The following is a 20495-nucleotide window of genomic DNA, read 5'->3' on the forward strand; positions in this document are numbered from 1 at the left end:
CGCACTAACGGCAATCAACGGTCCGGCGAACCAGAACAGCCCGCACAGCGGCCGGGATGTCGCGGTCGACTCCGCGGCCGGCCCGTATCAGGCGGCATCGTTTCGTAAACCATCGATACCGGTCGGATTCGATTCACTATTCCGCTTAAGCAATCCAGCCGCGGTTCATGCGATGGTGGTTCATCGATCGGGGGCGAACCCCGGCAGGGAAGGCGTCAGGGCCGGGCCGTACAGCGGTCTGGCCCTCCTCTTTGGAGACCACATGACCAGCAAGAAACAATCCGCCCCGCGCAAGCGGGCCAAGGCTGCGCAGGCGGTCTATCCGACCTCCGCCGTCGCGGTCGCCGCGCGCAACCTGCTCAACATGGCGGTGGTGATGGCGACCTGCGGCACGATTTTGCTGACGCTGATGATCGTGAAGCGCTTCTAGCTTTTATCCGGCTTCATGCCAGCCAGCAGTGTCGGGATCAGTTCCGACACCGTGGGATGGATCGGCACCACCCATTGCAGCCTGGTATATTCCGCGCCGAGATTCATGGCGTCGAGCAGGCCGTGGATGGCCTCGTCACCGGACGTGCCGAGGATTGCAGCGCCCAGGATCTTTTTCGTTTCGGCATCCACCACCACCTGCATCAGGCCCGCGGTCTCGCCCTTCTCCACGGCACGCCCGACATGGGTCATCGGCCTGGAGCCGACCAGCAGCTTCTTTCCGGTGGCGCGCGCCTGCGTCAGCGTCAGGCCGACGCGGCCGAGCGGCGGATCGATATAAAGCGCGTAGCCGGCAATGCGGTCGCTGACCTTGCGGCTGGCGCCATCGAGCAGGTTGGCGGCGATAATCTCGAAATCATTATAGGCGGTGTGCGTAAAGGCACCACGGCCATTGCAGTCGCCCATCGCGAAGATGCCGGACACGTTGGTCTCGAGGCCGTCATCAACCTTGATGTAGCCGCGCGCATCCAGTTCGACGCCCGCTGTGTCGAGGCAGAGATCGTCGGTGTTGGGACGGCGGCCGACAGCCAGCAGCACGTCGGAGCCGACGATCTGCGGTTCGCCCTCACGGCATTCGACGCCGACTCCCACACCATCGGCATGCCGATGAAAACTGATACATTCCGCGCCGGTGCGGACGTTGATCCCCTCCGCGAGCAGGATCTCGCGAATGGCTTCCGAGATTTCCACATCCTCACGCGCCACCAGATGCGCGCTTTTCTCCACCACCGTCACCTCGGCGCCGAAGCGGCGGAACATCTGCGCGAATTCCAGCCCGATATAGCTGCCGCCGATCACCACCAGATGCTTCGGCACGCGATCGAGCTGCAGCATGCCGGTGTTAGTGAGATAGGTGATGTCGTGGATGCCCGGCATATCCGGCAGCGCGGCGCGACCACCCACATTTAGGAAGATCTTCGGTGCACTCAGCAGCTCGGCGCCGACGCGCAGCGTGGTGGGCGATTCGAAGCGCGCGTGGCCGTCGATCACCGTGCAGTTCTTCATGCCGCGCAGCCAGTGCTCGACACCTTCCCGTGAATCCAGCGTCACCTTGTCGGCGCGCGCCTTGACACGGGCCATGTCGATACGCACCGCGTCGATCATCACGCCGTACTCGGCGCCGCGGCGCGCCAGATGCGCGGCATAGGCGCTGGCGACCAGCGTCTTGGTCGGCTTGCAGCCGGTATTGACGCAGGTGCCGCCGAACAGATGGCGCTCGACGATGGCCACCTTCATGCCGGCGGCGGTCAGCCGGCCGGCAAGCGCGGGGCCGGCCTGCCCGGCGCCGACGATGATGGCATCGAATGCGCGGGTCATTTCAGCGCCAGCACGATCAGCGCCGCGCCGACGATGGCGATGGCGTCTTCGATGAAGGCAGCGGGCTGATCACGGCCGAAATGCGCCGCGAGCCGGCCGCGCAGTTCAGCGCCGCCGAGCGTGCCGATCACCGCGCCGACGATGCCGGCCAGTGCACCTGGCATCCAGTTCGCCGGCCCGGCGATGGCGACGCCGGCCAGGGCGCCGATTACGACGCGACCGCCAAATTGCGGCGGAACCTTGCGGCTCGGCGTCGACAGCAACTGGTCGGTGATCAATTCGCCGATGGCGAGGATGGTGAAGAGGATGACGGTCCAGATGGAGCCGAGAAACCAAAGCCAGGTGCCGTCGAGTTTCAGCAGCCCTAGATAAGCAGCCCAGCTCAGAGCGGCCGCCGGCATCATCGCGCGCAGGCCGGCGACAATGCCCATTGGCAATCCGAGCAGATAGACCATGACGCCTCCTTGCCGCCCGGCCGTACTGCCGACGCGGTAGGAGAGTAGCGGTGACATGGCGACACGCCAAGCGCGCCGATGATGGTGCAGATCAGCCGGATGTGGATGCAGAAGCTAATGCAGCAAAGCTCAACCCGTGCGATCCGCCGTCACGCTGTAATTCGCTTCGAACGCCGCGGCGTCTTGCGTCTGACCATCCGGCCCGGTGATCTCGACGTCCCAGCAGCCATCTTCGGTGAGTTCGCGGGCTTTCTTCAAGGCCGCTTCGGCGCTGTCGCGGCGGAGCGATATCATTCCCGACGTATCGGTCCCTTTGACGAGAAAAGGCATTCGATGGTCTCCTTGCAAGAACGGCGCGCGATATTTTGCATTGCGTCGTTATGCACATCAGATCACAGGCGTGCGCCGAATTCCAGCAACTTGCCGACGTGATCTCGCGGGTACTATCATGCGCTTGCGCGGGCAACAGGGCGGGTCAGGACGAAGAACAGCATCGTACCGCACGTTAGCATGCCAGCCATCGCCATCAGCACTACCGGCAGGCCAAAGGCCGCGGCGATCGGGCTGGTCGCCGACTGCATCACGGCGGTGCCGAGGAAGAATGACAGGTTAACCGCCGACAGCGCCTTGCCGACATGCTCCGACGGCACCATCTGCCGCGTCATCGCATAGATCAGCGGCTGCACGCAGACCAAGAGGCCGATCAGCACCAGCGCGCCGATATCGAACGACACCGGCATCACCGCGACGCCGAACAGCGAGGACAGCGGCTGGCCGGGTCCGCCCCACGCCATCAGCACGAACAGGGCGGCGGCGAGCAATTGCGAGCCGAGCAGCAGACCGCGGCGATGGCCGAGCCGGCGATCGACCACGCCGCTCAGCGTCGGTGCCAGCACCAATGCCAGCGTGAACAGCAGCAGCACATTGCCGGCCGCGATCCGCGACAGGCCCTTGATATCCATCAGCCACGGCCCGGCCCACAGCCCGCGCAACACGAGCTGTACTGCCAGCGACACGAAGGCCAGGATCACGATGCCGCGCAACGCCGGTGACAGGCCGAGCCGCAGCACCGTGATCATCTCGGTCAGCAGCGCGCGGCGCGTCGATGCCGACGGCTTGTCGTTAGGCACGAACAGCAGCACCAGCAGCGCCACCACGCAGGCGGCGGCAGCGCTCAGCCAGAAGCCGCTGCGCCAGCCCCAATGCTCGACCACCCACGCCAGCGGCGCCGATGACAGCAGCATGCCGCCATTGCCGAGCGACAGGATCAGCCCGGACCACAGGCCGAACTGCACCGGCGACAGCCGCTTGGCCGCCAGCGCCATCGGGCATAGCAGCATGCCCGACGTCGCCATCCCCATGATGATCTGCGCCAGCAGGAAGCTCGCCGGCCCCTGCGATAATGCCGCGATGCACGCACCGAGCAGCGTGGCGCCGAACAGCACCAGCGACACGTTGCGGATGCTGTAACGATCGAGCGCCACGCCGATCGGAATCTGGAACAACGCGAAGGAGAAATGATAGGCCGCGGTCAGCGCCGCCAGCCGCTGCGCGGTGGAATGCAGGTCGGCCGCCATCACGTCGATCGCCACCGCCGGCGTGGTACGCAGCAGGTTCGACAGCACATGCCCGCAGGTAAGGATCACCATAGCGGCGATCAAAGCGATGCCGACGCGCGGCGGGCTATTTTCGGCGGACGGGGTGGGCTTGATCTCACCATTCATGCGGGTTCGCGTACGACGAAACCTGCGACAGGGCAACAGGCCGCGTCTGCCGGATGACGCCGGGGGACCCGCGATTATTCGGTAGGAAGGTGCCGTCGCCCGCGGTAGAGTCCTGTGGCAACGCCCGCCTCGGGCCAGGAGCATGACGACCATGGACCCTACCTTTTCCGCCGCCGAACTCGACGATCGTATTGCCGTGCTGCGTGACAACATCCGGCAATTGATCGAGCAGGCCGCGGCGGCTTCCGGCGAACAGACCGAGTCACGCATTGCCGATCGTCTGACCCAGCAGAACGAGGAACTTGACAAGCTGACCGCGCAGCGCGACGCCTTGAAAAAATAGCATCGGGCCGCCTGCATGCCCATGCAGGCGGTATCGTGCCGCGCGAATACGCCAAACCACGACTTCCCATGGCGCTGCGCCATGATAATCTCGCGGCATGAACATCCAGACCGCGATCGACGCCACCGACGATACAAGAATCGACATCCGGCACTCGACCTGCCCGCATGACTGTCCCTCCGCCTGCGCCCTCGACATCGAGGTGGTCGGAGGCACCACGATCGGCCGGGTGCGCGGCTCCAAACAGCAGAGCTACACCGCCGGCGTGATCTGCGCCAAGGTCGCGCGCTATGCCGAGCGCATCCATCATCCCGAACGGCTGATGCATCCGATGCGCCGCACGGGTCCGAAAGGCTCCGGGCAGTTCGCGCAAATCTCCTGGGACGAGGCGCTCGACGAGATCGCCGCGAAGTTCAGTGAGGCCGAACGCGCGTTCGGCGCGGAATCGGTTTGGCCCTATTTCTACGCCGGCACGATGGGGCTGGTGATGCGCGACGGCATCAACCGCCTTGCCAATGTAAAGAAATACTCGCGTTTCTACAGCACGATCTGCGCGACCATCGCCTGGGCGGGCTTCTCGGCCGGCACCGGCCGCGTTGCCGGCGTCGATCCGCGCGAGATGGCGAAGTCCGATCTGATCGTGGTGTGGGGCACCAACCCGGTCAACACCCAGGTCAACGTGATGACCCACGTCGCCCGCGCCCGCAAGGACCACGGCGCCAAACTCGCCGTTGTCGATATCTACGACAACGACACCATGAAGCAGGCCGACATCAAGATCCTGCTTCGGCCCGGCACCGACGGCGCCTTTGCGGCCGGCGTGATGCATGTGCTGTTCCGCGACGGGTTGGCCGACCGCGCCTATCTGGCGAAGTACACCGATGCCTCGCCGGAACTGGAAGCGCATCTTTCGTCGCGCACGCCGCAATGGGCTTCCGACATCTGTGGCGTGCCCGTCGCGGAGATCGAGGCCTTTGCCAGACTGGTGGGCGAAACCCCGCGCTCGTATTTCCGGCTCGGCTACGGCTTCACCCGCAGCCGCAATGGCGCCGCGCAGATGCACGCGGCGTTGTGTATCCCGACCATCACCGGCGCCTGGCAATATGAGGGCGGCGGCGCGTTCTTCAACAATGCCGCGATCTGGAAGTTCGACAAGACGCTGATCGAGGGTCTCGACGTGCTCGACCCCGCGACGCGCCGGCTCGACCAGTCGAAGATCGGCCGCATCCTGACGGGCGACGCAGAAGCGCTGAAGAACGGCCCGCCGGTGAAGGCGATGCTGATCCAGAACACCAATCCGATGACGGTAGCGCCTGAGCAGGCCAAGGTGCGCGAAGGCTTTGCCCGCGAAGACCTGTTCGTCGCGGTGCACGAGCAGTTCATGACCGAGACGGCGCTGATGGCCGACATCGTGCTGCCCGCGACGATGTTCATGGAGCATGACGACCTCTATTACGGCGGTGGTCACCAGCACATCTCGGTCGGCGCGAAGCTGATCGACGCGCCCGGCGAATGCCGCTCCAACCACGCGGTGCTGCAAGGGCTGGCGTCACGGCTAGGCGCCAGCCACCGCGCGTTCGACATGACGCCGCGCGAGATCATCGACGAGACGCTTGTGGTCAGCGGCCGCGGCAGCATCGATGCCTTGCAGGCCGAGCTGTGGCGCGACATCCAGCCGGACTTCCGCGCCTCGCATTATCTCGACGGCTTCGCGCACGCCGATGGCAAATTCCACTTCAAGGCCGACTGGAGCGCGGTGCCGATGCCCAATGCCGGGCTGATGGGCGCCTGGGATGCGATGCCGTCTTTTCCGGACCACTGGGCGGTGACGGAAGCGGCCGACGATGCGCATCCGTTTCGCCTCGCCACCAGCCCGTCGCGCAGCTTCCTCAACACCAGCTTCAACGAGACGCCGTCGTCGCAGGCCCGCGAGGGCGCGCCCTGCGTGATGATGCATCCGGACGACGCGGCCGGCCTCTCAATTGTCGATGGCGACGCCGTCACGCTGGGCAATCCGCGCGGCGAGACCACGCTGACCGCGCGGATCTTCCCGGGGCTGCGCCGCGGCGTACTAATCGCGGAATCAGTGCACCCCAACAAGTCCCACATCGGCAGCCAGGGCATCAACATGCTCACCGGCGGAGAAGCCGTAGCACCCTACGGCGGCGCGGCGTTTCACGACAACAAGGTGTGGGTGAAGAAGGTGGTGTGACGCGCCACTTTCTCCACGTCGTCCCCGCGAAAACGGGGACCCATACATGCTGGAGAGATAGGTGAAGCGCGAGCAACGTCGTTCTGCGTTTGAACTACGATGTCGGAGGTTATGGGTCCCGCGTTCGCGGGGACGACAGCTGTGAGGACGCAGCCCGACTTTTTCTTACCTCGCATCCTGCAGGATCATCTCCGACGCCTTCTCCGCAATCATGATTATCGGCGCGTTGGTATTGCCCGACACCAGATCCGGCATCACCGAGCCATCGACCACGCGCAGGCCGTCGATACCGCGCACGCGCAGGCGCTGGTCGACCACGGCCATCGCATCATTGCCCATCCGGCAGGTCGAGGTCGGATGATAGATCGTGCTGCCGCGCTGCCGGCAGTAGGCCAAGAGATCCGCATCGCTTGCCACCTTCAGGCCTGGCTCAAGCTCCTCCACCACGAACGGCTTTAGCGCCGGCGCATTCAGCATCTTGCGCAGGATTTTCAATCCTTCGATATTCGCTGTGCGGTCGGTCTGCGTGGCAAGATAGTTGACGCGGATTTCCGGCGGCACCGAAGGATCGGCGCTGCGAATGCGCAGCGAGCCGCGGCTCTCCGGGCGCAGCTGGCACACAGAGGCCGAGAACCCGGAATAAGAATGTAGCGCTTCCCCCATCTTGTCCGTTGAGAACGGCAGGAAGTGCACCTGGATATCCGGCGTCGCCAGCCGCGGATCGGTCCTGAAGAACGCCCCCGCGGTGCCGGCCGCGATCGTCAGCGGGCCGGTGCGGAACGCCGCATATTGCAGCGCCATCATCGCCTTGCGAACGGGATGGTTGACGATGTCGTTCAGCGTGATTTTCTGGGCGCAGCGCATCACGATGCGGACCTGCATGTGGTCCTGCAGGTCGTTTCCGACGCCAGGCGCATCCATAACCAGATCGACGCCGTGCTGCTGCAGCAGCGCGGCCGGGCCGATGCCGGACAGTTGCAGCAGTTGCGGGGTGTTGAAGGCGCCGCTGCAGACCAGCACTTCGCGGCGGGCGCGCGCAACATGGGTGACGCCATGCTGCTTGTATTCGACGCCGATGGCTCGACGGCCCTCGAACAATACGCGCTGCGCCAGCGCCGCCGTCTCGACGCGCACCTGTCCGCGCCGCAAGGCCGGGCGCAGGTACGCCACCGCCGTGGAGGCGCGGCGGCCGTGCCGCGTCGTGGTCTGGAACAGGCCGACGCCTTCCTGCGCGGCACCGTTGAAATCCGGATTGAACGGCAGCCCGCTCTCGACCGCCGCGGCAATGAACGCATCGGAAAGTGGATCGGGATGTCGCGTGTCGGACACCGGCAACGGGCCGCCGCTGCCGTGATAGTCGTCGCCGCCGCGCTGCTGGTCCTCGGCTTTCTTGAAATAGGGCAGCACGTCATCAAAGCCCCAGCCGGTATTGCCGAGCTGGCGCCAGCGATCGTAATCCTCGTGCTGACCGCGCACATAGAGCAGGCCGTTGATCGAGGAGGAGCCGCCGAGCGTCTTGCCGCGCGGCTGGAAGATGCTGCGTCCGTCGAGCCCGGGCTCCGGCTCGGTCTGGTACATCCAGTTGACGGCCTTCGCCTTGAATAATTTGCCGTAGCCGAGCGGCACATGGATCCAGATGTTGCGATCCTTGGGACCTGCCTCCAGCAGCAGCACGGAATGCTTGCCCGAGGCACTGAGCCGGTTCGCCAGCACGCAGCCGGCGGAGCCCGCGCCGACGATGACGTAGTCGAATTCCGCGGCGTGGGACGGGCCTGCAGGGACAGTGGTCATGTTTCCTCCGGAGCTTTTCCGCAAGCAAAAGCGGAAACGCTGCGAATGTAAACAGACCCTGGCACTTGGCTGGGCTGCGTCCCATCCCCGTCATTGCGAGGAGCGAAGCGACGCTGCAATCCAAAGGGCCGCAGCTGAAGACTGGATTGCTTCGTCGCAAAGGGCTCCTCGCAATGACGGCGGAGAGTGTGGCGCCGCGCTATTCGACGCCGGCCTCTTGCGGCGTGAACTCGTAGACCGAGCTGCAGAACTCGCAGGTGACTTCGACCTTGTCGTCCTTGACCATGTCGGCGCGGTCCTGCGCGGCGAAATTGTTTAGCATCGCCGAGACCGCCTCGCGCGAGCAGGAGCATTTCGCCTGCAACGGCAGCGACGAGAACACCCGCACGCCGCGTTCGTTGAATAGCCGGAACAACAATCGCTCGCCGGACAGGTCGGGATCGATCAGCTCTAGGTCTTCCACCGTCGCGATCAGCGACTGGCCTTCCAGCCAGGCGTCGTCTTCCGGCGGCACGTCGAGCTCGACGCCCTCCGGCGCGTCACCGCCCGAGATGTCGCGCTGCGCGCGCTCCGGCGCCTTGGGCAGGAATTGCAGCAGCATGCCGCCGGCGCGCCAGCGATGCTGCGGGCCGTTCTCGCTTGTGCGCCATTCCTCGCCGACGGCGAGCCGCACGCGGGTCGGGATCTGCTCCGAGCGCGCAAAATATTCATGCGCGGCGTCTTCCAGATTGCCACCGTCCAGCGCCACGAGGCCCTGGTAGCGGCTCATGTCCGGACCCTGGTCCACGGTCATCGCCATGTGGCCGCGGCCGAGCAACTGCGCGGTGGTGAGGCCGGGCGTGAGTTTCTCGGCGTCGAAGCGCGCATAGGCGCGCATGCGGTCGGGCGCCTGGAAATCGACGATCATCAGCGACACCGGACCATCGGTCTGGGTCTGCAGGATGAAGCGGCCGTCGAATTTCAGCGCGGAACCGAGCAGCGTTGTCAGCACGATCGCTTCGCCGAGCAGCTTGGCGACCGGCGCGGGGTAATCGTGCTTGTCGAGCAGTTCGTCGAGTGCGGGGCCAAGCCTCGTCAGCCGTCCGCGCAGGTCGAGCGGCGACACCTCGAACGGCAGCACGGCGTCATCGATCGGCACCGCCGAGGGCGCGCGGATGGGGAGATCGGGCGGAACGTCGGGATCTGGAAAATGTGTGGTCATGCGGACCTATCTGGGGGCGGCGGGCGGAAACCGAAAGGCCGGGGTGAGGGAAAAGTGCGGCTCTTGCTTCCCCTCCCCCTTGCGGGGGCGGGCGGACGAATTCGTCCGCCATGGGTGGCCCGGCGTAGCGCAGCGAAGCCGGGTCGGGTGGGGGTAACCACAAGCGTCGGAGTTTGTGGCTACCCCCACCCCGGCCTCCACGCCCGATGATGCTATCGCATCATCACTCGTTCGGCCTACCCTCCCCGCAAGGGGGAGGGCATCCATCAGCTTCCGCGCGTCGCGTCGATTTTACGCCACCGCGTCGAAGCACCAGGCGAGAATCCCCTTCTGCGCGTGCAGGCGGTTTTCGGCCTCGTCGAACACCACCGACTGCGGGCCGTCGATCACCTCGTCGGTAACCTCGTCGCCGCGATGTGCCGGCAGGCAGTGCATGAACAGCGCGTCGGGTCGCGCCAGGCCCATCAGCCTGGCATTGACCTGATACGGTTTCAGCAGATTGTGCCGGGTCTCGCCGTCCTTGTCGCCCATCGAGAACCAGGTGTCGGTGACCACGCAATCGGCATCGCGCACCGCAGCATCGGCATCGGTGCCAAGCACGATCGGCGCGTTGCTGGCCTTGATCCAGTCGCGGAACGATTTCTTCGGCGCCAGCTCCGGCGGCGTCGCGACGTTGAGCTTGAACTGGAAGCGCTCGGCGGCGTGCGCCCATGACATCAGCACATTGTTGTCGTCGCCGGTCCAGGCCACCGTGCGGCCCTTGATCGGACCGCGATGTTCCTCGAAGGTCATCACGTCGGCCATCACCTGGCACGGATGCGAGATCCGCGTCAGGCCATTGATGACAGGCACCGTGGCGTTCGCTGCCAGCTCCATCAGCGATTCATGGTTGAGGATGCGGATCATGATCGCATCGACGAAGCGCGACAGCACGCGCGCGGTGTCCGCGATGGTCTCGCCGCGGCCGAGCTGCATCTCGGCGCCGGTCAGCATCACGACCTCGCCGCCGAGCTGGCGCATGCCGACCTCGAACGAGACGCGGGTGCGCGTCGAGGGCTTCTCGAAGATCATCGCCAGCGTCTTGTTTTCCAGCGGCCGGTCCGGCTTCGCATGGGCTTTCAGCTTCTTCTTCATCACCACGCTGGCGTCGAGAATGCCGCGCAGTTCGGCCGCCGGCATCAGATTGAGGTCGAGGAAGTGGCGCAGGGCGGTGCTCATCACGCGGCTCCCTGCTTGCGTTCCGGCGACAGCGCGAGGCAAGCCTGCTCCAGCCGTTGCACGGATTCCTCGATCTCCGCTTCGGTGACGATCAGGGGCGGCAGGAAGCGTACGACATTGTCGCCGGCGCCGACGCTGAGCAGTTTGGCATCGCGCAGCGCGGCGACCAGATTGCCCGATGGCACCACGGCCTTGAGACCGATCAACAGGCCCTCGCCACGCACCTCGCTGAGCACCGACGGATAGCGATCGACCGCCGAGGCCAGCTTCTGCTTCAGGAGCAGCGACATTTTCTTTACATGGTCGAAGAAACCCGGCTTCAACATCACGTCGAGCACCGCGCCCGCGGCCGCGATCGCCAGCGGATTGCCGCCGAAGGTCGAGCCGTGCGAGCCCGGCGCCATGCCCTTGGCCGCTTCCGCGGACACCAGGCAAGCACCGATAGGGAAGCCGCCGCCGAGCGCCTTGGCCAGCGACATCACATCCGGCGTGACGCCGATGCGCTGATAGGCGAACAACTCGCCGGTGCGGCCCATGCCGGTTTGCACTTCGTCGAAAACCAGGAGGATGTCGTGCTCGTCGCACAGGTCGCGCAACTGGCCAAAGAATGCGTTCGACGGCGCCCGCACGCCGCCCTCGCCCTGTAGCGGCTCAATCAGGATGCCGGCGGTGTTCAGGCCGATCGCGTTCTTGACGGCATCGATATCGCCGAGCGGAACCTGGTCGAAACCGGAGAGCGGCTCGCCATAGCCTTCGAGATATTTGGCGGCGCCGGTCGCGGCCAGCGTGCCGAGCGTGCGGCCATGGAACGCGCCTTCAAAGGTGATGATGCGGCTGCGCTCGGGATGCCCCTTGGAGAAGTGATAGTGCCGCGTCACTTTGAGCGCGCATTCCATCGCCTCGGCGCCCGAATTGGCGAAGAACACGTAATCCGCGAAGCTCTGCTCGCAGAGCCTGGCTGCGAGACGCTCGCCGTCCGGGCTCTTGAACAGGTTCGACATGTGCCAGAGCTTCGTCGCCTGCTCCTGCAGCGCCGTCACCAGATGCGGGTGGCAGTGGCCGAGCGCATTGACCGCAACGCCGCTGGTGAAATCGAGATAGCGCTCGCCTTCGGTCGAGATCAGCCATGCACCTTCTCCGCGCTCGAAGGCGACGTCCGCCCTGGCGAATACGGGAAGCAGATGAGACGGTGCGCTGTTGGTCATAACCAGTCCGATCGAAAAAGCTCAAGGTGTGGTCGGTGGCCAAGGCGCCGAGACCGACAACGGACCCCAAAACGAAACGTGCCGCCTTTCGCAGGCGGCACGTGTGCATTATTCTATGTGTGCCATGATGACTGTCAACCTGGCAGTGGTGTCCAGAGGCCACCCGAAGTCGTCAAAAAAGCCGATTTTGCTGCTTTACTGGCAGAAGCATGTGGACGCGCCCCGGCGGACTCTTGCGCGCGAGTCACGGCATATTGTAGCTTTTGCGCTGTCGGATACGACATCTCGTGCGGCGGTTGATCCTTTAGTCTTGTACGCGGCGTAAAACGCCTGGTCGCAAAATTCTGCGCCCGGCGAGCGCTAAGGGATTCTGACAGCAGGGGTTTTTGAGTCTGGAGTCGCAGCGCCGAGCCTAATCGGCCCGGCGCGACACGAAGGGAATTTGCGATGACGGTAATGACATGGACCGACGACCGCGTCGAGCAATTGAAAAAACTCTGGGAAGGCGGCTTGTCCGCCAGCCAGATCGCAGCCGAGCTCGGCAATGTGACGCGCAATGCCGTGATCGGCAAGGTGCATCGCCTCGGCCTGTCCGGTCGTGCCAAGAGCCCGTCTTCGGCCGCGCCGCGCCCGCGCAAGACGCGCCCCGTCGCCCAGCAGATGGTGCGGATGTCGCGCCCGGTGGCGCGCGGCAACACCGCTCTGGCGCAGAATTACGAAGTCGAGATGGAACCGGATCCGGTCACCTATGACAACGTGGTGCCGATGAGCCAGCGTCTGACGCTGGTCGAGCTGAACGAGGCGACCTGCCATTGGCCGATCGGCGATCCGTCGAGCTCGGAATTCTACTTCTGCGGCGGCAAGGCCCTGCAGAGCCTGCCCTATTGCGCGCATCACTCGCGTATCGCCTACCAGCCGGCCAGCGACCGCCGCCGTCAGGCACCGAAGCCGCTGCGCTGACGTGAAGGCGTTGCGGCGACCCGCAGCGCCCGGATAATCTCTCCGTGCATTCCACCGCCGTCATCCTGAGGCGCTCGCCCATTGGGCGAGCCTCGAAGGATGCGACCACAGGCGCCGCAGCCCACGTCCATCCTTCAAGGCCGTCGCAAGAGCGACGGCACCTCAAGATGACGGGGGAGATGGCGACAAACTCACAACACAGTTCGGCTCTAAGCCTGCGGCGCCTTCAGTTGCGGGAATGCCGCCGTGAACGTCGCGCCGTTCTTCGGCACGCTTTCGATCAGCAGCCGGCCGCGGTGGCGGTTGAGGATGTGTTTCACCAGGGAAAGCCCGAGCCCGGTACCGCCCTGCGCGCGGCTGTCGCCGACATCGACGCGGTAGAAGCGTTCGGTCAAGCGCGGCAGATGTTCCGGCGCAATGCCGGGACCGAAATCGCGTACCGCGACGCGGATTTCCGGGGCCCCTTCCAGATTGTTCGACGCCGCAAGCGACACCTGCACGCGCCCGCCGGAGGCGCCGTACTTCAGCGCGTTTTCGATCAGGTTTTCGAACAGGCGCAGCAGTTCCTCGCGGTCGCCGGCGATCATGACCGGCGCATCCGGCAATTCCATCTCGATCCGGACCTGGCGTTCGGCCGCCAGCGGTTCGAGACCGTCGCCGACCTGGCGGATGATCGGCAGGATATCGACCAGCATGTCGGGCCGCACATGCGCGGTGAGTTCGACACGCGACAATGACAGCAGATCGTCGATCAGCCGCGCCATCCGCTTCGCCTGCGTATGCATGATGCCGAGGAAACGCTCGCGCGCTTTGGCGTCGTCCTTGGCGGGGCCCTGCAGCGTTTCGATGAAGCCGGACAGAGCGGCCAGCGGCGTGCGCAGCTCATGGCTGGCATTGGCGACGAAGTCGGCGCGCATTTCCTCGACCCGGCGCAACGGCGTCTGGTCATGAAACGTCATCAGCATGCAGGTGTCGGTGCCGCCGAAATGCGTCGGCACCGGAACCGGGGTGATCAGCAGTTCCATCCAGCGGTCCACCGGGACGTGGTCGAGATAGGTGGCGCGGCGCGGCTCGGTGGTGGCGATGGCTTCGCGCAAAGCGGTGACGATCTCGGGCGAGCGCAGCGCGAATTGTGCGAGCTCATTGCGGCGCAGGGCCGGTGCCAATTGCCCGGCCGCGGAATTGAAATGCAACACGCGCCCGGCGCGATCGAGCAGCACGGCCGGATCGGGCATGCCGGCGACGATGGCGCGCACCGCCGGCGCTTCCACCGGATTGACGCTCAGTACCTCTTCGCGCGAGGTGGTCTTGTCGTGCAGCCGCCACGGCACCAGCGCCGCGCCGGTGATGCAGACGAAGGCAATCACCGCGCGCTGCGCCGACAATTCGCCGAACAGCACGAGAGCCACGAGCGCCAGCCCGGCCACAAGCAGGATGATCGCGGCATGCCGCAACCGGTCTGGCCACGGCGAAAACACGCTCGGGGGCGAAGCTTCAACAACCATCTGGCGGGTTCTTTTCCTGCTCCGGATTGAAGTTCAGGCGCCGGAGCCGCCATGTTCCTTGAGCGGTCGTCCGACGGGGACCGCGGGCGCGTCTGTCTCAAGAGACAATAAACGCTTCGAGCGCGCGCCCATGATAATTTCACGGCACGTCAGCAGGATGACAGAGATAAAAAACGGCGCCAGATAATACAGCACGCGAAACAGCAGCATGCCGGCCAGCAGCTCTTCCTTGTCCATCTGCCACAGCCCGACCAGCATCGCGGCATCGAACACGCCCAGCCCGCCCGGCGAATGGCTGGCAAAACCAAGCAGGGTGGCGGAGACGAAAATCACCGCCACCACGACGAAGCCGAGGTTGGGCTCGTCCGGCACCAGCATGTACATCGCCAGCGCGCAGAAACCGAGATCGATGATCCCGATCGCGATCTGCAGCAGCGTCAGCGGTCCGCCCGGCAACTGTACCGACCAGGTGCCGTGGCCGACGCTGCGCGGCTTGACCCAGACCCACGCGACGTACCCGGCAAGACCGCCGAGCAGTACGAAGGCCATCACGCGGTTGACCCAGGGCGGTAGCTGGTCGATCGCCGAGGCGGCCTCCGGATGATAGGCAATGCCCATGCCGAGCACGGCGGCGTTGCCGAGCCAGAACGTAAGCCCGGCGAGAAAGCAGATCTTGGCGACGTCGACCGCGTTCAGCCCCCAGGCCGAATAGATGCGGTAGCGCACCGCTCCGCCCGTGAAGACGCTGGCGCCGACATTGTGACCGATCGCATAGCTGGAGAAGGCGGCAAGCGCGTTGATGCGGTACGGGATATGGCCGTGGCCGATCGCCCGCACGGCGAACCAGTCATAGAATGTCAGCGTGAAATAGCCGGCCGCCACCGACAGCGCGGCGAGGCCGATCAGCCGCGGTTCCGTGCCGATCATCGCCTCGTAGACGGCGGCCATATTGATGTTGCGCAGCTCGTGATAGAGCATGTAGCAGGCGAACACGATCACCGCGACGCTTAACAGGACACCGAGCTTCTTCAGGATCTGCTTGTGGCGCAGAAACGAGATCGCCCTGCGTATTGCTTCCAGCATCTCAACCTCGAATGCGATCCCGCGTCCGGGAAATCAGGCAAACCTCGGCGTTGCCGCCGTCGCTGCCGGGACAACCTGTCCTAGCGTGTTTTGCGGCAAAGTGGAATTGAACAAAAAACCCGCTGCATCAATATATTAGGTACGAATTACCAAACCCCAGACGGAATTTGCGCAAGTCGCTGCGGCATATTGACGACCGGCCGATCGCAGCACAACGACCACGCATGCGGCCGTGAAGCTTTCGTGGTTCTATCCCGCCGGTTTGTCGGCAAGACGCTGGTAAAACAACAGATCGAGTTCGGGGGCCGCCCCGATCAGCCCCGTCAGCACCGCGTGGGCCTGACCGCGATGGTGGGTCTGGTGGTTGAACCAGTGCGCCAGCGCGGGGGCGAGCGGCTGTTCGAACGTTTCAGGCGACGATACCCGCCGATAACGGATGACGCCGGCCAGGCGATCCTCGTCGAGACCATCGACATAGCGGACGATGCGGGCGTCTTCGGCGCTCCGTGCCGCCCGCAGCTCGTCGAAACGCTCGAACAGGATGGCATCGAGCCGGTCCGGCGCGTCGCCTTCGCCGGTGAAGCGCTGCTGCCAGATCCGGTCGGTCACCAGCAGATGGTTGAGCGTTCCCTTGACCGATTTGAAGAAGGCGCCCCGGTCGGCGCTGAACTGTTCGGCACCGAGCAACGCCACGGCCTGATAGAGCCGGGCATTGGCCCAGGCGTTGTACCGCCCGAACATCCGGTAATGGGCAAGGAGGCTCATCGCTACGCCGAGGATGCCCGCATCTGCCGGGCCACGACGCCATCGCGCAGCCACGAACCGATCGCGCAGCCGACCAGATAGCAGGCGAACAGCGCCAGGCCTAGATCGAGCCAATAGCCGAACCGGCCCGGCAGCAGCCTGGCCAGCGCGATACCGACGATCACCACCGCGAGCACCGCCAGGCCCTGCACCCAGCGCCGCGGCACCGGCCGGGTGCGGGTGATGACGGCAATCCAGCCCATGCAGAAACCGAGCGCTGCGGCGCCGAGCAGCCAGCCCCACAGAAAATATGCCAGATCGATCATTATTGTTTCACCATGAATTCGATACGGCGGTTCTGCGACTTGCCTTGCTCGGTATTGTTGACCGCGATCGGCTGGCTCGCGCCGTAGCCCTGGGTGGTGAAACGCTCCGCCGGCAGGCCGGCACGGACCAGATAGTCCCGCACCGCCGCGGCCCGCTTTTCGGACAGGGTCTGGTTGAAGCCGGGGTCGCCGTCGCCATCGGTGTGGCCGATGATGTCGATATTGGCCGCCGGACAACGCATCGCGGTTTCAATCAGGCGGTCCAGCAGCCCCGCCGAATCGGCGTTGATGCTGGCGCTGGAGGCCTCGAACCGGATCCGGCCCTTGGTCAGGTTCTGGGTGAACAATTGCTGGCACACCGTCGAATCCACCGGCGACGCCGCCGGCTTGACCGAGACTTCCGGCTTGACCGTCCAGCCCTGCGGCAGTTCCTGCGCCAGCCCGGAGCGGATCTGGCTGGCCGCAATTTCGAACAGCGCGTCGCCGGACAGGCGGACCTCGCGGTCGGACACCACCAGCGTGCCGGTGGACAGCCGCGACAGCGCGGCCAGCGCCGAGGTGACCGCGGCCGAAAAGCCGCTGGGCGCGCCGATGCTGGCCTTCAGATTGTCGATGATCTTCTCATTGGCGAATTTGCGGCCCGCGGTCGCGGCCAGCACGGCGTGCACATTGTTGTCCGGCACATAACCGCTCAACGTCAGCGTTACCGCGACCGGGTCCTTGTTAGCCTGGAAGATGTAAGGCGGAGCCTTGACGTCGTTGGTGGCGACCGAGAAGCCCTCCGGCAGGTTCTTCAGCGCCGCCGCGATCGCCTCGCGGCCGCCGAGATCGCGGGCCATGCCGGACAGGCTGACACTGTTGTCGGACACCACGATCTTGCCGTCCTTCAGCTTGGCGATCTGGTCGATCAGCAGCAACACCGCGGCATCGAAGCGCGAAGGCGCGCCGCGCGCCAACCCCATGCGATCGGACACTTCGGTGCCGGACAATGCGGCGCGGGCAGCCTCGGCGATGCGCGCCTTGCTGGCGGGCAGCGGGGCGGTCCCCCACAGCGTCACCCGGACATTGTCGCGTTCGGCTACCCAGACGAAGGGCTTGGCCTGCTGGACCAGCCGGGTTCCGTCATTGACCAGCCTGACCATCGGTGCGGCCTCGACGGACGACAGCGCGCTGCGGCGGCCATCTTCGGAAAACGCCTCGGCCGCCAGCGAAACGTCGCGGCCGGCCACCGCGATCCGGGTCTTGTCGAGGACGGTGTTTTTCAGCGCCACCGTGCTGCGCGCGGCGATGTCGGCTTCCAGCAGAACTGTGCTAACCCAGGCTGCCGCAACCCACAGAACGGCAAGCGGAACCAGGCCAGGCCACCATTTGTTGCTCCACTTGAAAAGTCCGTGCATTCGAAGTCCTGTGGGGGGTCTGGAAACAGAGTGAAAACAAACCCTTGCGCGACTGTCAAACTGTATTCCCGCGCGGTCGAGGGTAGGATAAGGGGTACCGGGATAACGCTTTATTCAATTGTTTCTGTTTGTGTCACTGGATAGCATCAATTGCTCGGTCATATGATGAAGCAGATCCGGAATACGATGATCCGCGCCGGTCTGGACGCGCTGTATTTCAGTGGCGCCCATCGGGTCCTGAAGCCGATCTTCGGCGGCGTCGGCAACATTTTCATGCTGCATCATGTCCGCCCGGCGCATGCCGGCCTGTTCCAGCCGAACCGCCATCTCGAGATCACCCCCGACTTCCTGCGCGCGACGCTGGCTTATATCCGGGCTTCCGACATCGACATCGTCACGCCCGACGAATTGCAGCGACGGCTGGCGGAACAGGACTTTTCGCGTCGCTTCGCCTGCTTCACCTGCGATGACGGCTACCGCGACAACCGCGATTTCGCGCTGCCGGCGATGCAGGATTTCGATGCCCCGCTTGCGGTCTACGTCACCAGCGACTTCGCGCAGGGCACCGGCCGGCTGTGGTGGATCGCCCTGGAACGGGTGATCGCCGGGGCTTCCGCCATCGAGGCGCCGATCGATGGCGACATGGTCCGGCTCGACACCTCGACGCTGCCGGGCAAGGAAATGGCGTTCGACCGGCTGCATGGCTGGTTGCGCGGATTGAGCGATCCGGAGCTTCGCCGCCAGATGACGGCATTATGCGCCGCCCATGGCGTCAATGAGGACGCCATCAGCGGCGAATTGTGCATGTCGTGGGACGAGTTGAAGCCGTTTGCCGCCGACCCCTTGGTGACGATCGGAGGCCACAGCGTCAGCCATGGCAACCTCGCCAAGCAGAGCCAGCCCGATGCGCTGCATGAGCTGATCGGCAGCCGCACCCGGATCGAGGCCGAGTTGCAGCGCCCCGCGGTTCATCTGGCCTATCCCTATGGCGATCGCTGCGCCGCGGGCCCGCGCGAATTCGCGCTGGCGCAGCAGGCTGGCTATGCCACGGCGGTGACGACGCGCCCCGGGGTGATCTTCGCCGACAACGCCGAACAGATCACCGCGCTGCCGCGGGTCTCGCTGAACGGCAATTACCAGGACACGCGCTATCTTCCGGTGCTGACCTCAGGCGCCGCCACCGCGATGTATAACGGCTTTCGCCGAGGCCACGTAGCGTAGCTATTCCCTCGTATCGCAACGATAGGCCTTGGAGACGATCTGCCAGCCGTCGCTGAGCTTCATCGCCACCAGATAATCGGTGAAATAGCGCGGCGGGAGCTGACAGCGCACCTTGACGAAGGCGGTGTTCTCGTCGGAGCGATCCACCGTGACGATGAAATCCTCACGCGCTTTGCCTTCCGACTTGGCGGAGGCGCGCTGCTTCACCAGCGCCATCCAGTCCGGCACCGTCAGCACCTGCAACTGCCCCTTCGACACCCAGCGCAGATCCGCCGTGGGATGAAAGATCGCGGCGAGCTTGTCGGCGTCGCCTTCATAGAGGCCGTCGAAATAGTGCTGGATCACCGTCTCGACGGTGGAACGGTCATAGGACAAGGCAGATCTCCCGTGTGAGTCCGCCCTACTATGCCGACAAAATGCCCGAGGCACACCCGCGATGATGCAAAAGGCGCGTCAATGCGAGAACAGGATCGGCAGCGGCGGGCCTGCGAGCATGCTCAGGGTGGCGCCGCCGAGGATAAACTGGCGGAACCGCGAATGACCGTAGGCCCCCATCACCATCATGTCCGCCGAGCACGACTGCGCGTGCGCGGCGAGAACGTCGCCGATGGCCCGATCGGCCGCACTGACCTCGTCCAGCACCACGTCGATGCCGTGGCGCGCCAGGTTTCTGGCCAGTTCGGATGCCGAGTGAGGGGTGTCGATCGGCTTCTCGTCACCGACGGTGACGATGCGGACCTGCTTGGCCTTTTCGAGGATCGGAAGCGCATCCGCAACGGCGCGCGCCGCAGCGCGGCTGAAATCCCACGCCACCAGGATGGTGTCCAGCGCGAGGGGTCGGGTCCGCGGTCGCTCCGGCAGCACCAAAGTCGGTCGGCCCGAGCCGAAGATGAGTGCTTCCGCATACCAGGGATCATCGCTGTCCGGCACGGACACGATGGTGAGGTCGCGCAGCCGCGCATGCTGCACCATGATTTCAGGCACCTCGGCGGCGATGCCACGCCCCAAGATGATCTCCACGGACGCGCCTTGTCGCCGGCCGGCAGCGGCCTCGCAGGCTGCCAGCAGATCCTCGGCGTTTTTCCGGCTCTTGCGCGCCTCGTCGGCGATCAGCCCGGGAATACTGATGAGCAACGTCGGCAACATGCTGCCGGGGACATCGACGATCGTCTCGCAGGCGACGGCGGCCAGATGCGCGCCCAGCAAGCCGGCGATGGCGTCCGCATCCTCGACGACCTGCAGCGGCGTGGGCTCGGGATAGGTCCGCAATACCAGCAATACATCCGTGATCGCCATTCCCTGAT

20 protein-coding genes are annotated in these 20495 nt (G+C 65.0%); 5 read left to right on the top strand and 15 right to left on the bottom strand.

Annotated elements, in window-relative coordinates; genetic code table 11:
• Positions 1-262: 262 nt before the first annotated feature.
• Entirely contained in the window at positions 263-430 is a 168-nt protein-coding gene (locus tag FIU28_RS26235) for a hypothetical protein (protein WP_168202824.1), read from the top strand.
• On the opposite strand, the gene FIU28_RS00355 is transcribed toward FIU28_RS26235, so the two are convergent.
• From FIU28_RS00355 to FIU28_RS00370, 4 genes are all read right to left on the bottom strand, one after another.
• The gene (locus tag FIU28_RS00355) at positions 427-1806 is read right to left on the bottom strand and encodes an FAD-containing oxidoreductase (RefSeq protein ID WP_143571137.1); all 1380 of its coding nucleotides are present in this window, start codon (positions 1804-1806) and stop codon (positions 427-429) included. The two genes, FIU28_RS26235 and FIU28_RS00355, sit on opposite strands and share 4 nt — an antisense overlap.
• Positions 1803-2261: a DUF4126 domain-containing protein gene (locus FIU28_RS00360; RefSeq protein ID WP_143571138.1), complete on the bottom strand. Its 459-nt coding sequence runs from the start codon at positions 2259-2261 to the stop codon at positions 1803-1805. The genes FIU28_RS00355 and FIU28_RS00360 overlap by 4 nt, the downstream gene beginning before the upstream one ends.
• A gap of 129 nt (positions 2262-2390) precedes the next feature.
• The gene (locus FIU28_RS00365; protein WP_143571139.1) at positions 2391-2591 is read right to left on the bottom strand and encodes a hypothetical protein; all 201 of its coding nucleotides are present in this window, start codon (positions 2589-2591) and stop codon (positions 2391-2393) included.
• Positions 2592-2707: 116 nt separating this feature from the next.
• The gene (locus tag FIU28_RS00370) at positions 2708-3985 is read right to left on the bottom strand and encodes an MFS transporter (protein ID WP_143571140.1); all 1278 of its coding nucleotides are present in this window, start codon (positions 3983-3985) and stop codon (positions 2708-2710) included.
• A 142-nt stretch (positions 3986-4127) separates the two neighbouring features.
• Between FIU28_RS00370 and FIU28_RS00375 the strand changes: the two genes are divergently transcribed.
• Positions 4128-4328: a hypothetical protein gene (locus tag FIU28_RS00375; protein ID WP_168202825.1), complete on the top strand. Its 201-nt coding sequence runs from the start codon at positions 4128-4130 to the stop codon at positions 4326-4328.
• A 97-nt stretch (positions 4329-4425) separates the two neighbouring features.
• Positions 4426-6540 carry a molybdopterin-dependent oxidoreductase gene (locus FIU28_RS00380; RefSeq protein WP_143571142.1) on the top strand — a complete coding sequence of 705 codons (2115 nt, stop codon included), beginning with the start codon at positions 4426-4428 and terminating at the stop codon, positions 6538-6540.
• Positions 6541-6705: 165 nt separating this feature from the next.
• Here FIU28_RS00380 and FIU28_RS00385 read toward each other — a convergent pair whose 3' ends face one another.
• The 4 genes from FIU28_RS00385 to FIU28_RS00400 all read right to left on the bottom strand — a co-directional run bounded on the left by FIU28_RS00385 (position 6706) and on the right by FIU28_RS00400 (position 11955).
• Positions 6706-8331 (bottom strand): GMC family oxidoreductase, encoded by a 1626-nt coding sequence (locus tag FIU28_RS00385; RefSeq protein WP_143571143.1) that lies wholly within the window; start codon positions 8329-8331, stop codon positions 6706-6708.
• A gap of 199 nt (positions 8332-8530) precedes the next feature.
• On the bottom strand, positions 8531-9532 hold the full coding sequence (locus tag FIU28_RS00390) for an Hsp33 family molecular chaperone (protein ID WP_143571144.1): 1002 nt from the start codon (positions 9530-9532) through the stop codon (positions 8531-8533).
• A 291-nt stretch (positions 9533-9823) separates the two neighbouring features.
• Positions 9824-10750, bottom strand: coding sequence for an ornithine carbamoyltransferase (gene argF / locus FIU28_RS00395; RefSeq protein WP_143571145.1), 927 nt, complete (start codon positions 10748-10750; stop codon positions 9824-9826).
• Entirely contained in the window at positions 10750-11955 is a 1206-nt protein-coding gene (locus FIU28_RS00400; RefSeq protein WP_143571146.1) for an aspartate aminotransferase family protein, read from the bottom strand. Before FIU28_RS00400 ends, argF begins: the two co-directional genes overlap by 1 nt.
• A gap of 447 nt (positions 11956-12402) precedes the next feature.
• Between FIU28_RS00400 and FIU28_RS00405 the strand changes: the two genes are divergently transcribed.
• Positions 12403-12915, top strand: coding sequence for a GcrA family cell cycle regulator (locus FIU28_RS00405; protein ID WP_143571147.1), 513 nt, complete (start codon positions 12403-12405; stop codon positions 12913-12915).
• A 209-nt stretch (positions 12916-13124) separates the two neighbouring features.
• Here FIU28_RS00405 and FIU28_RS00410 read toward each other — a convergent pair whose 3' ends face one another.
• The 5 genes from FIU28_RS00410 to FIU28_RS00430 form a co-directional block, all read right to left on the bottom strand.
• Complete coding sequence (locus tag FIU28_RS00410; protein ID WP_143571148.1) at positions 13125-14420, bottom strand: ATP-binding protein; 1296 nt, start codon at positions 14418-14420, stop codon at positions 13125-13127.
• A 33-nt stretch (positions 14421-14453) separates the two neighbouring features.
• Positions 14454-15503 (bottom strand): lysylphosphatidylglycerol synthase domain-containing protein, encoded by a 1050-nt coding sequence (locus tag FIU28_RS00415; protein WP_143571149.1) that lies wholly within the window; start codon positions 15501-15503, stop codon positions 14454-14456.
• Between the two features lie 249 nt (positions 15504-15752).
• Positions 15753-16268: a DinB family protein gene (locus FIU28_RS00420; RefSeq protein WP_143571150.1), complete on the bottom strand. Its 516-nt coding sequence runs from the start codon at positions 16266-16268 to the stop codon at positions 15753-15755.
• 2 nt (positions 16269-16270) lie between these two features.
• Complete coding sequence (locus FIU28_RS00425) at positions 16271-16573, bottom strand: hypothetical protein (protein WP_143571151.1); 303 nt, start codon at positions 16571-16573, stop codon at positions 16271-16273.
• Entirely contained in the window at positions 16573-17970 is a 1398-nt protein-coding gene (locus FIU28_RS00430; protein ID WP_143571152.1) for an OmpA family protein, read from the bottom strand. Before FIU28_RS00430 ends, FIU28_RS00425 begins: the two co-directional genes overlap by 1 nt.
• Positions 17971-18135: 165 nt before the next feature.
• Here FIU28_RS00430 and FIU28_RS00435 point away from each other — a divergent pair, with 165 nt between their 5' ends.
• Positions 18136-19191 carry a polysaccharide deacetylase family protein gene (locus tag FIU28_RS00435; protein ID WP_143575964.1) on the top strand — a complete coding sequence of 352 codons (1056 nt, stop codon included), beginning with the start codon at positions 18136-18138 and terminating at the stop codon, positions 19189-19191.
• On the opposite strand, the gene FIU28_RS00440 is transcribed toward FIU28_RS00435, so the two are convergent.
• Positions 19192-19566 (bottom strand): nuclear transport factor 2 family protein, encoded by a 375-nt coding sequence (locus FIU28_RS00440; RefSeq protein WP_143571153.1) that lies wholly within the window; start codon positions 19564-19566, stop codon positions 19192-19194.
• A gap of 78 nt (positions 19567-19644) precedes the next feature.
• Positions 19645-20487: a universal stress protein gene (locus FIU28_RS00445; protein ID WP_143571154.1), complete on the bottom strand. Its 843-nt coding sequence runs from the start codon at positions 20485-20487 to the stop codon at positions 19645-19647.
• Positions 20488-20495: the final 8 nt, after the last annotated feature.

This window comes from Tardiphaga sp. vice154 (genome assembly GCF_007018645.1).
Classification (GTDB): Bacteria; Pseudomonadota; Alphaproteobacteria; order Rhizobiales; family Xanthobacteraceae; genus Tardiphaga.

What these genes read in the sequence shown, in the direction of transcription:
- FIU28_RS26235 (WP_168202824.1), top strand. Translation starts at nt 263, where the DNA reads ATGACCAGCAAGAAACAATCCGCCCCGCGCAAGCGGGCCAAGGCTGCG.
- FIU28_RS00355 (WP_143571137.1), bottom strand. Translation starts at nt 1,806, where the DNA reads ATGACCCGCGCATTCGATGCCATCATCGTCGGCGCCGGGCAGGCCGGC.
- FIU28_RS00360 (WP_143571138.1), bottom strand. Translation starts at nt 2,261, where the DNA reads ATGGTCTATCTGCTCGGATTGCCAATGGGCATTGTCGCCGGCCTGCGC.
- FIU28_RS00365 (WP_143571139.1), bottom strand. Translation starts at nt 2,591, where the DNA reads ATGCCTTTTCTCGTCAAAGGGACCGATACGTCGGGAATGATATCGCTC.
- FIU28_RS00370 (WP_143571140.1), bottom strand. Translation starts at nt 3,985, where the DNA reads ATGAATGGTGAGATCAAGCCCACCCCGTCCGCCGAAAATAGCCCGCCG.
- FIU28_RS00375 (WP_168202825.1), top strand. Translation starts at nt 4,128, where the DNA reads ATGACGACCATGGACCCTACCTTTTCCGCCGCCGAACTCGACGATCGT.
- FIU28_RS00380 (WP_143571142.1), top strand. Translation starts at nt 4,426, where the DNA reads ATGAACATCCAGACCGCGATCGACGCCACCGACGATACAAGAATCGAC.
- FIU28_RS00385 (WP_143571143.1), bottom strand. Translation starts at nt 8,331, where the DNA reads ATGACCACTGTCCCTGCAGGCCCGTCCCACGCCGCGGAATTCGACTAC.
- FIU28_RS00390 (WP_143571144.1), bottom strand. Translation starts at nt 9,532, where the DNA reads ATGACCACACATTTTCCAGATCCCGACGTTCCGCCCGATCTCCCCATC.
- argF (WP_143571145.1), bottom strand. Translation starts at nt 10,750, where the DNA reads ATGAGCACCGCCCTGCGCCACTTCCTCGACCTCAATCTGATGCCGGCG.
- FIU28_RS00400 (WP_143571146.1), bottom strand. Translation starts at nt 11,955, where the DNA reads ATGACCAACAGCGCACCGTCTCATCTGCTTCCCGTATTCGCCAGGGCG.
- FIU28_RS00405 (WP_143571147.1), top strand. Translation starts at nt 12,403, where the DNA reads ATGACGGTAATGACATGGACCGACGACCGCGTCGAGCAATTGAAAAAA.
- FIU28_RS00410 (WP_143571148.1), bottom strand. Translation starts at nt 14,420, where the DNA reads ATGGTTGTTGAAGCTTCGCCCCCGAGCGTGTTTTCGCCGTGGCCAGAC.
- FIU28_RS00415 (WP_143571149.1), bottom strand. Translation starts at nt 15,503, where the DNA reads ATGCTGGAAGCAATACGCAGGGCGATCTCGTTTCTGCGCCACAAGCAG.
- FIU28_RS00420 (WP_143571150.1), bottom strand. Translation starts at nt 16,268, where the DNA reads ATGAGCCTCCTTGCCCATTACCGGATGTTCGGGCGGTACAACGCCTGG.
- FIU28_RS00425 (WP_143571151.1), bottom strand. Translation starts at nt 16,573, where the DNA reads ATGATCGATCTGGCATATTTTCTGTGGGGCTGGCTGCTCGGCGCCGCA.
- FIU28_RS00430 (WP_143571152.1), bottom strand. Translation starts at nt 17,970, where the DNA reads ATGCACGGACTTTTCAAGTGGAGCAACAAATGGTGGCCTGGCCTGGTT.
- FIU28_RS00435 (WP_143575964.1), top strand. Translation starts at nt 18,136, where the DNA reads ATGAAGCAGATCCGGAATACGATGATCCGCGCCGGTCTGGACGCGCTG.
- FIU28_RS00445 (WP_143571154.1), bottom strand. Translation starts at nt 20,487, where the DNA reads ATGGCGATCACGGATGTATTGCTGGTATTGCGGACCTATCCCGAGCCC.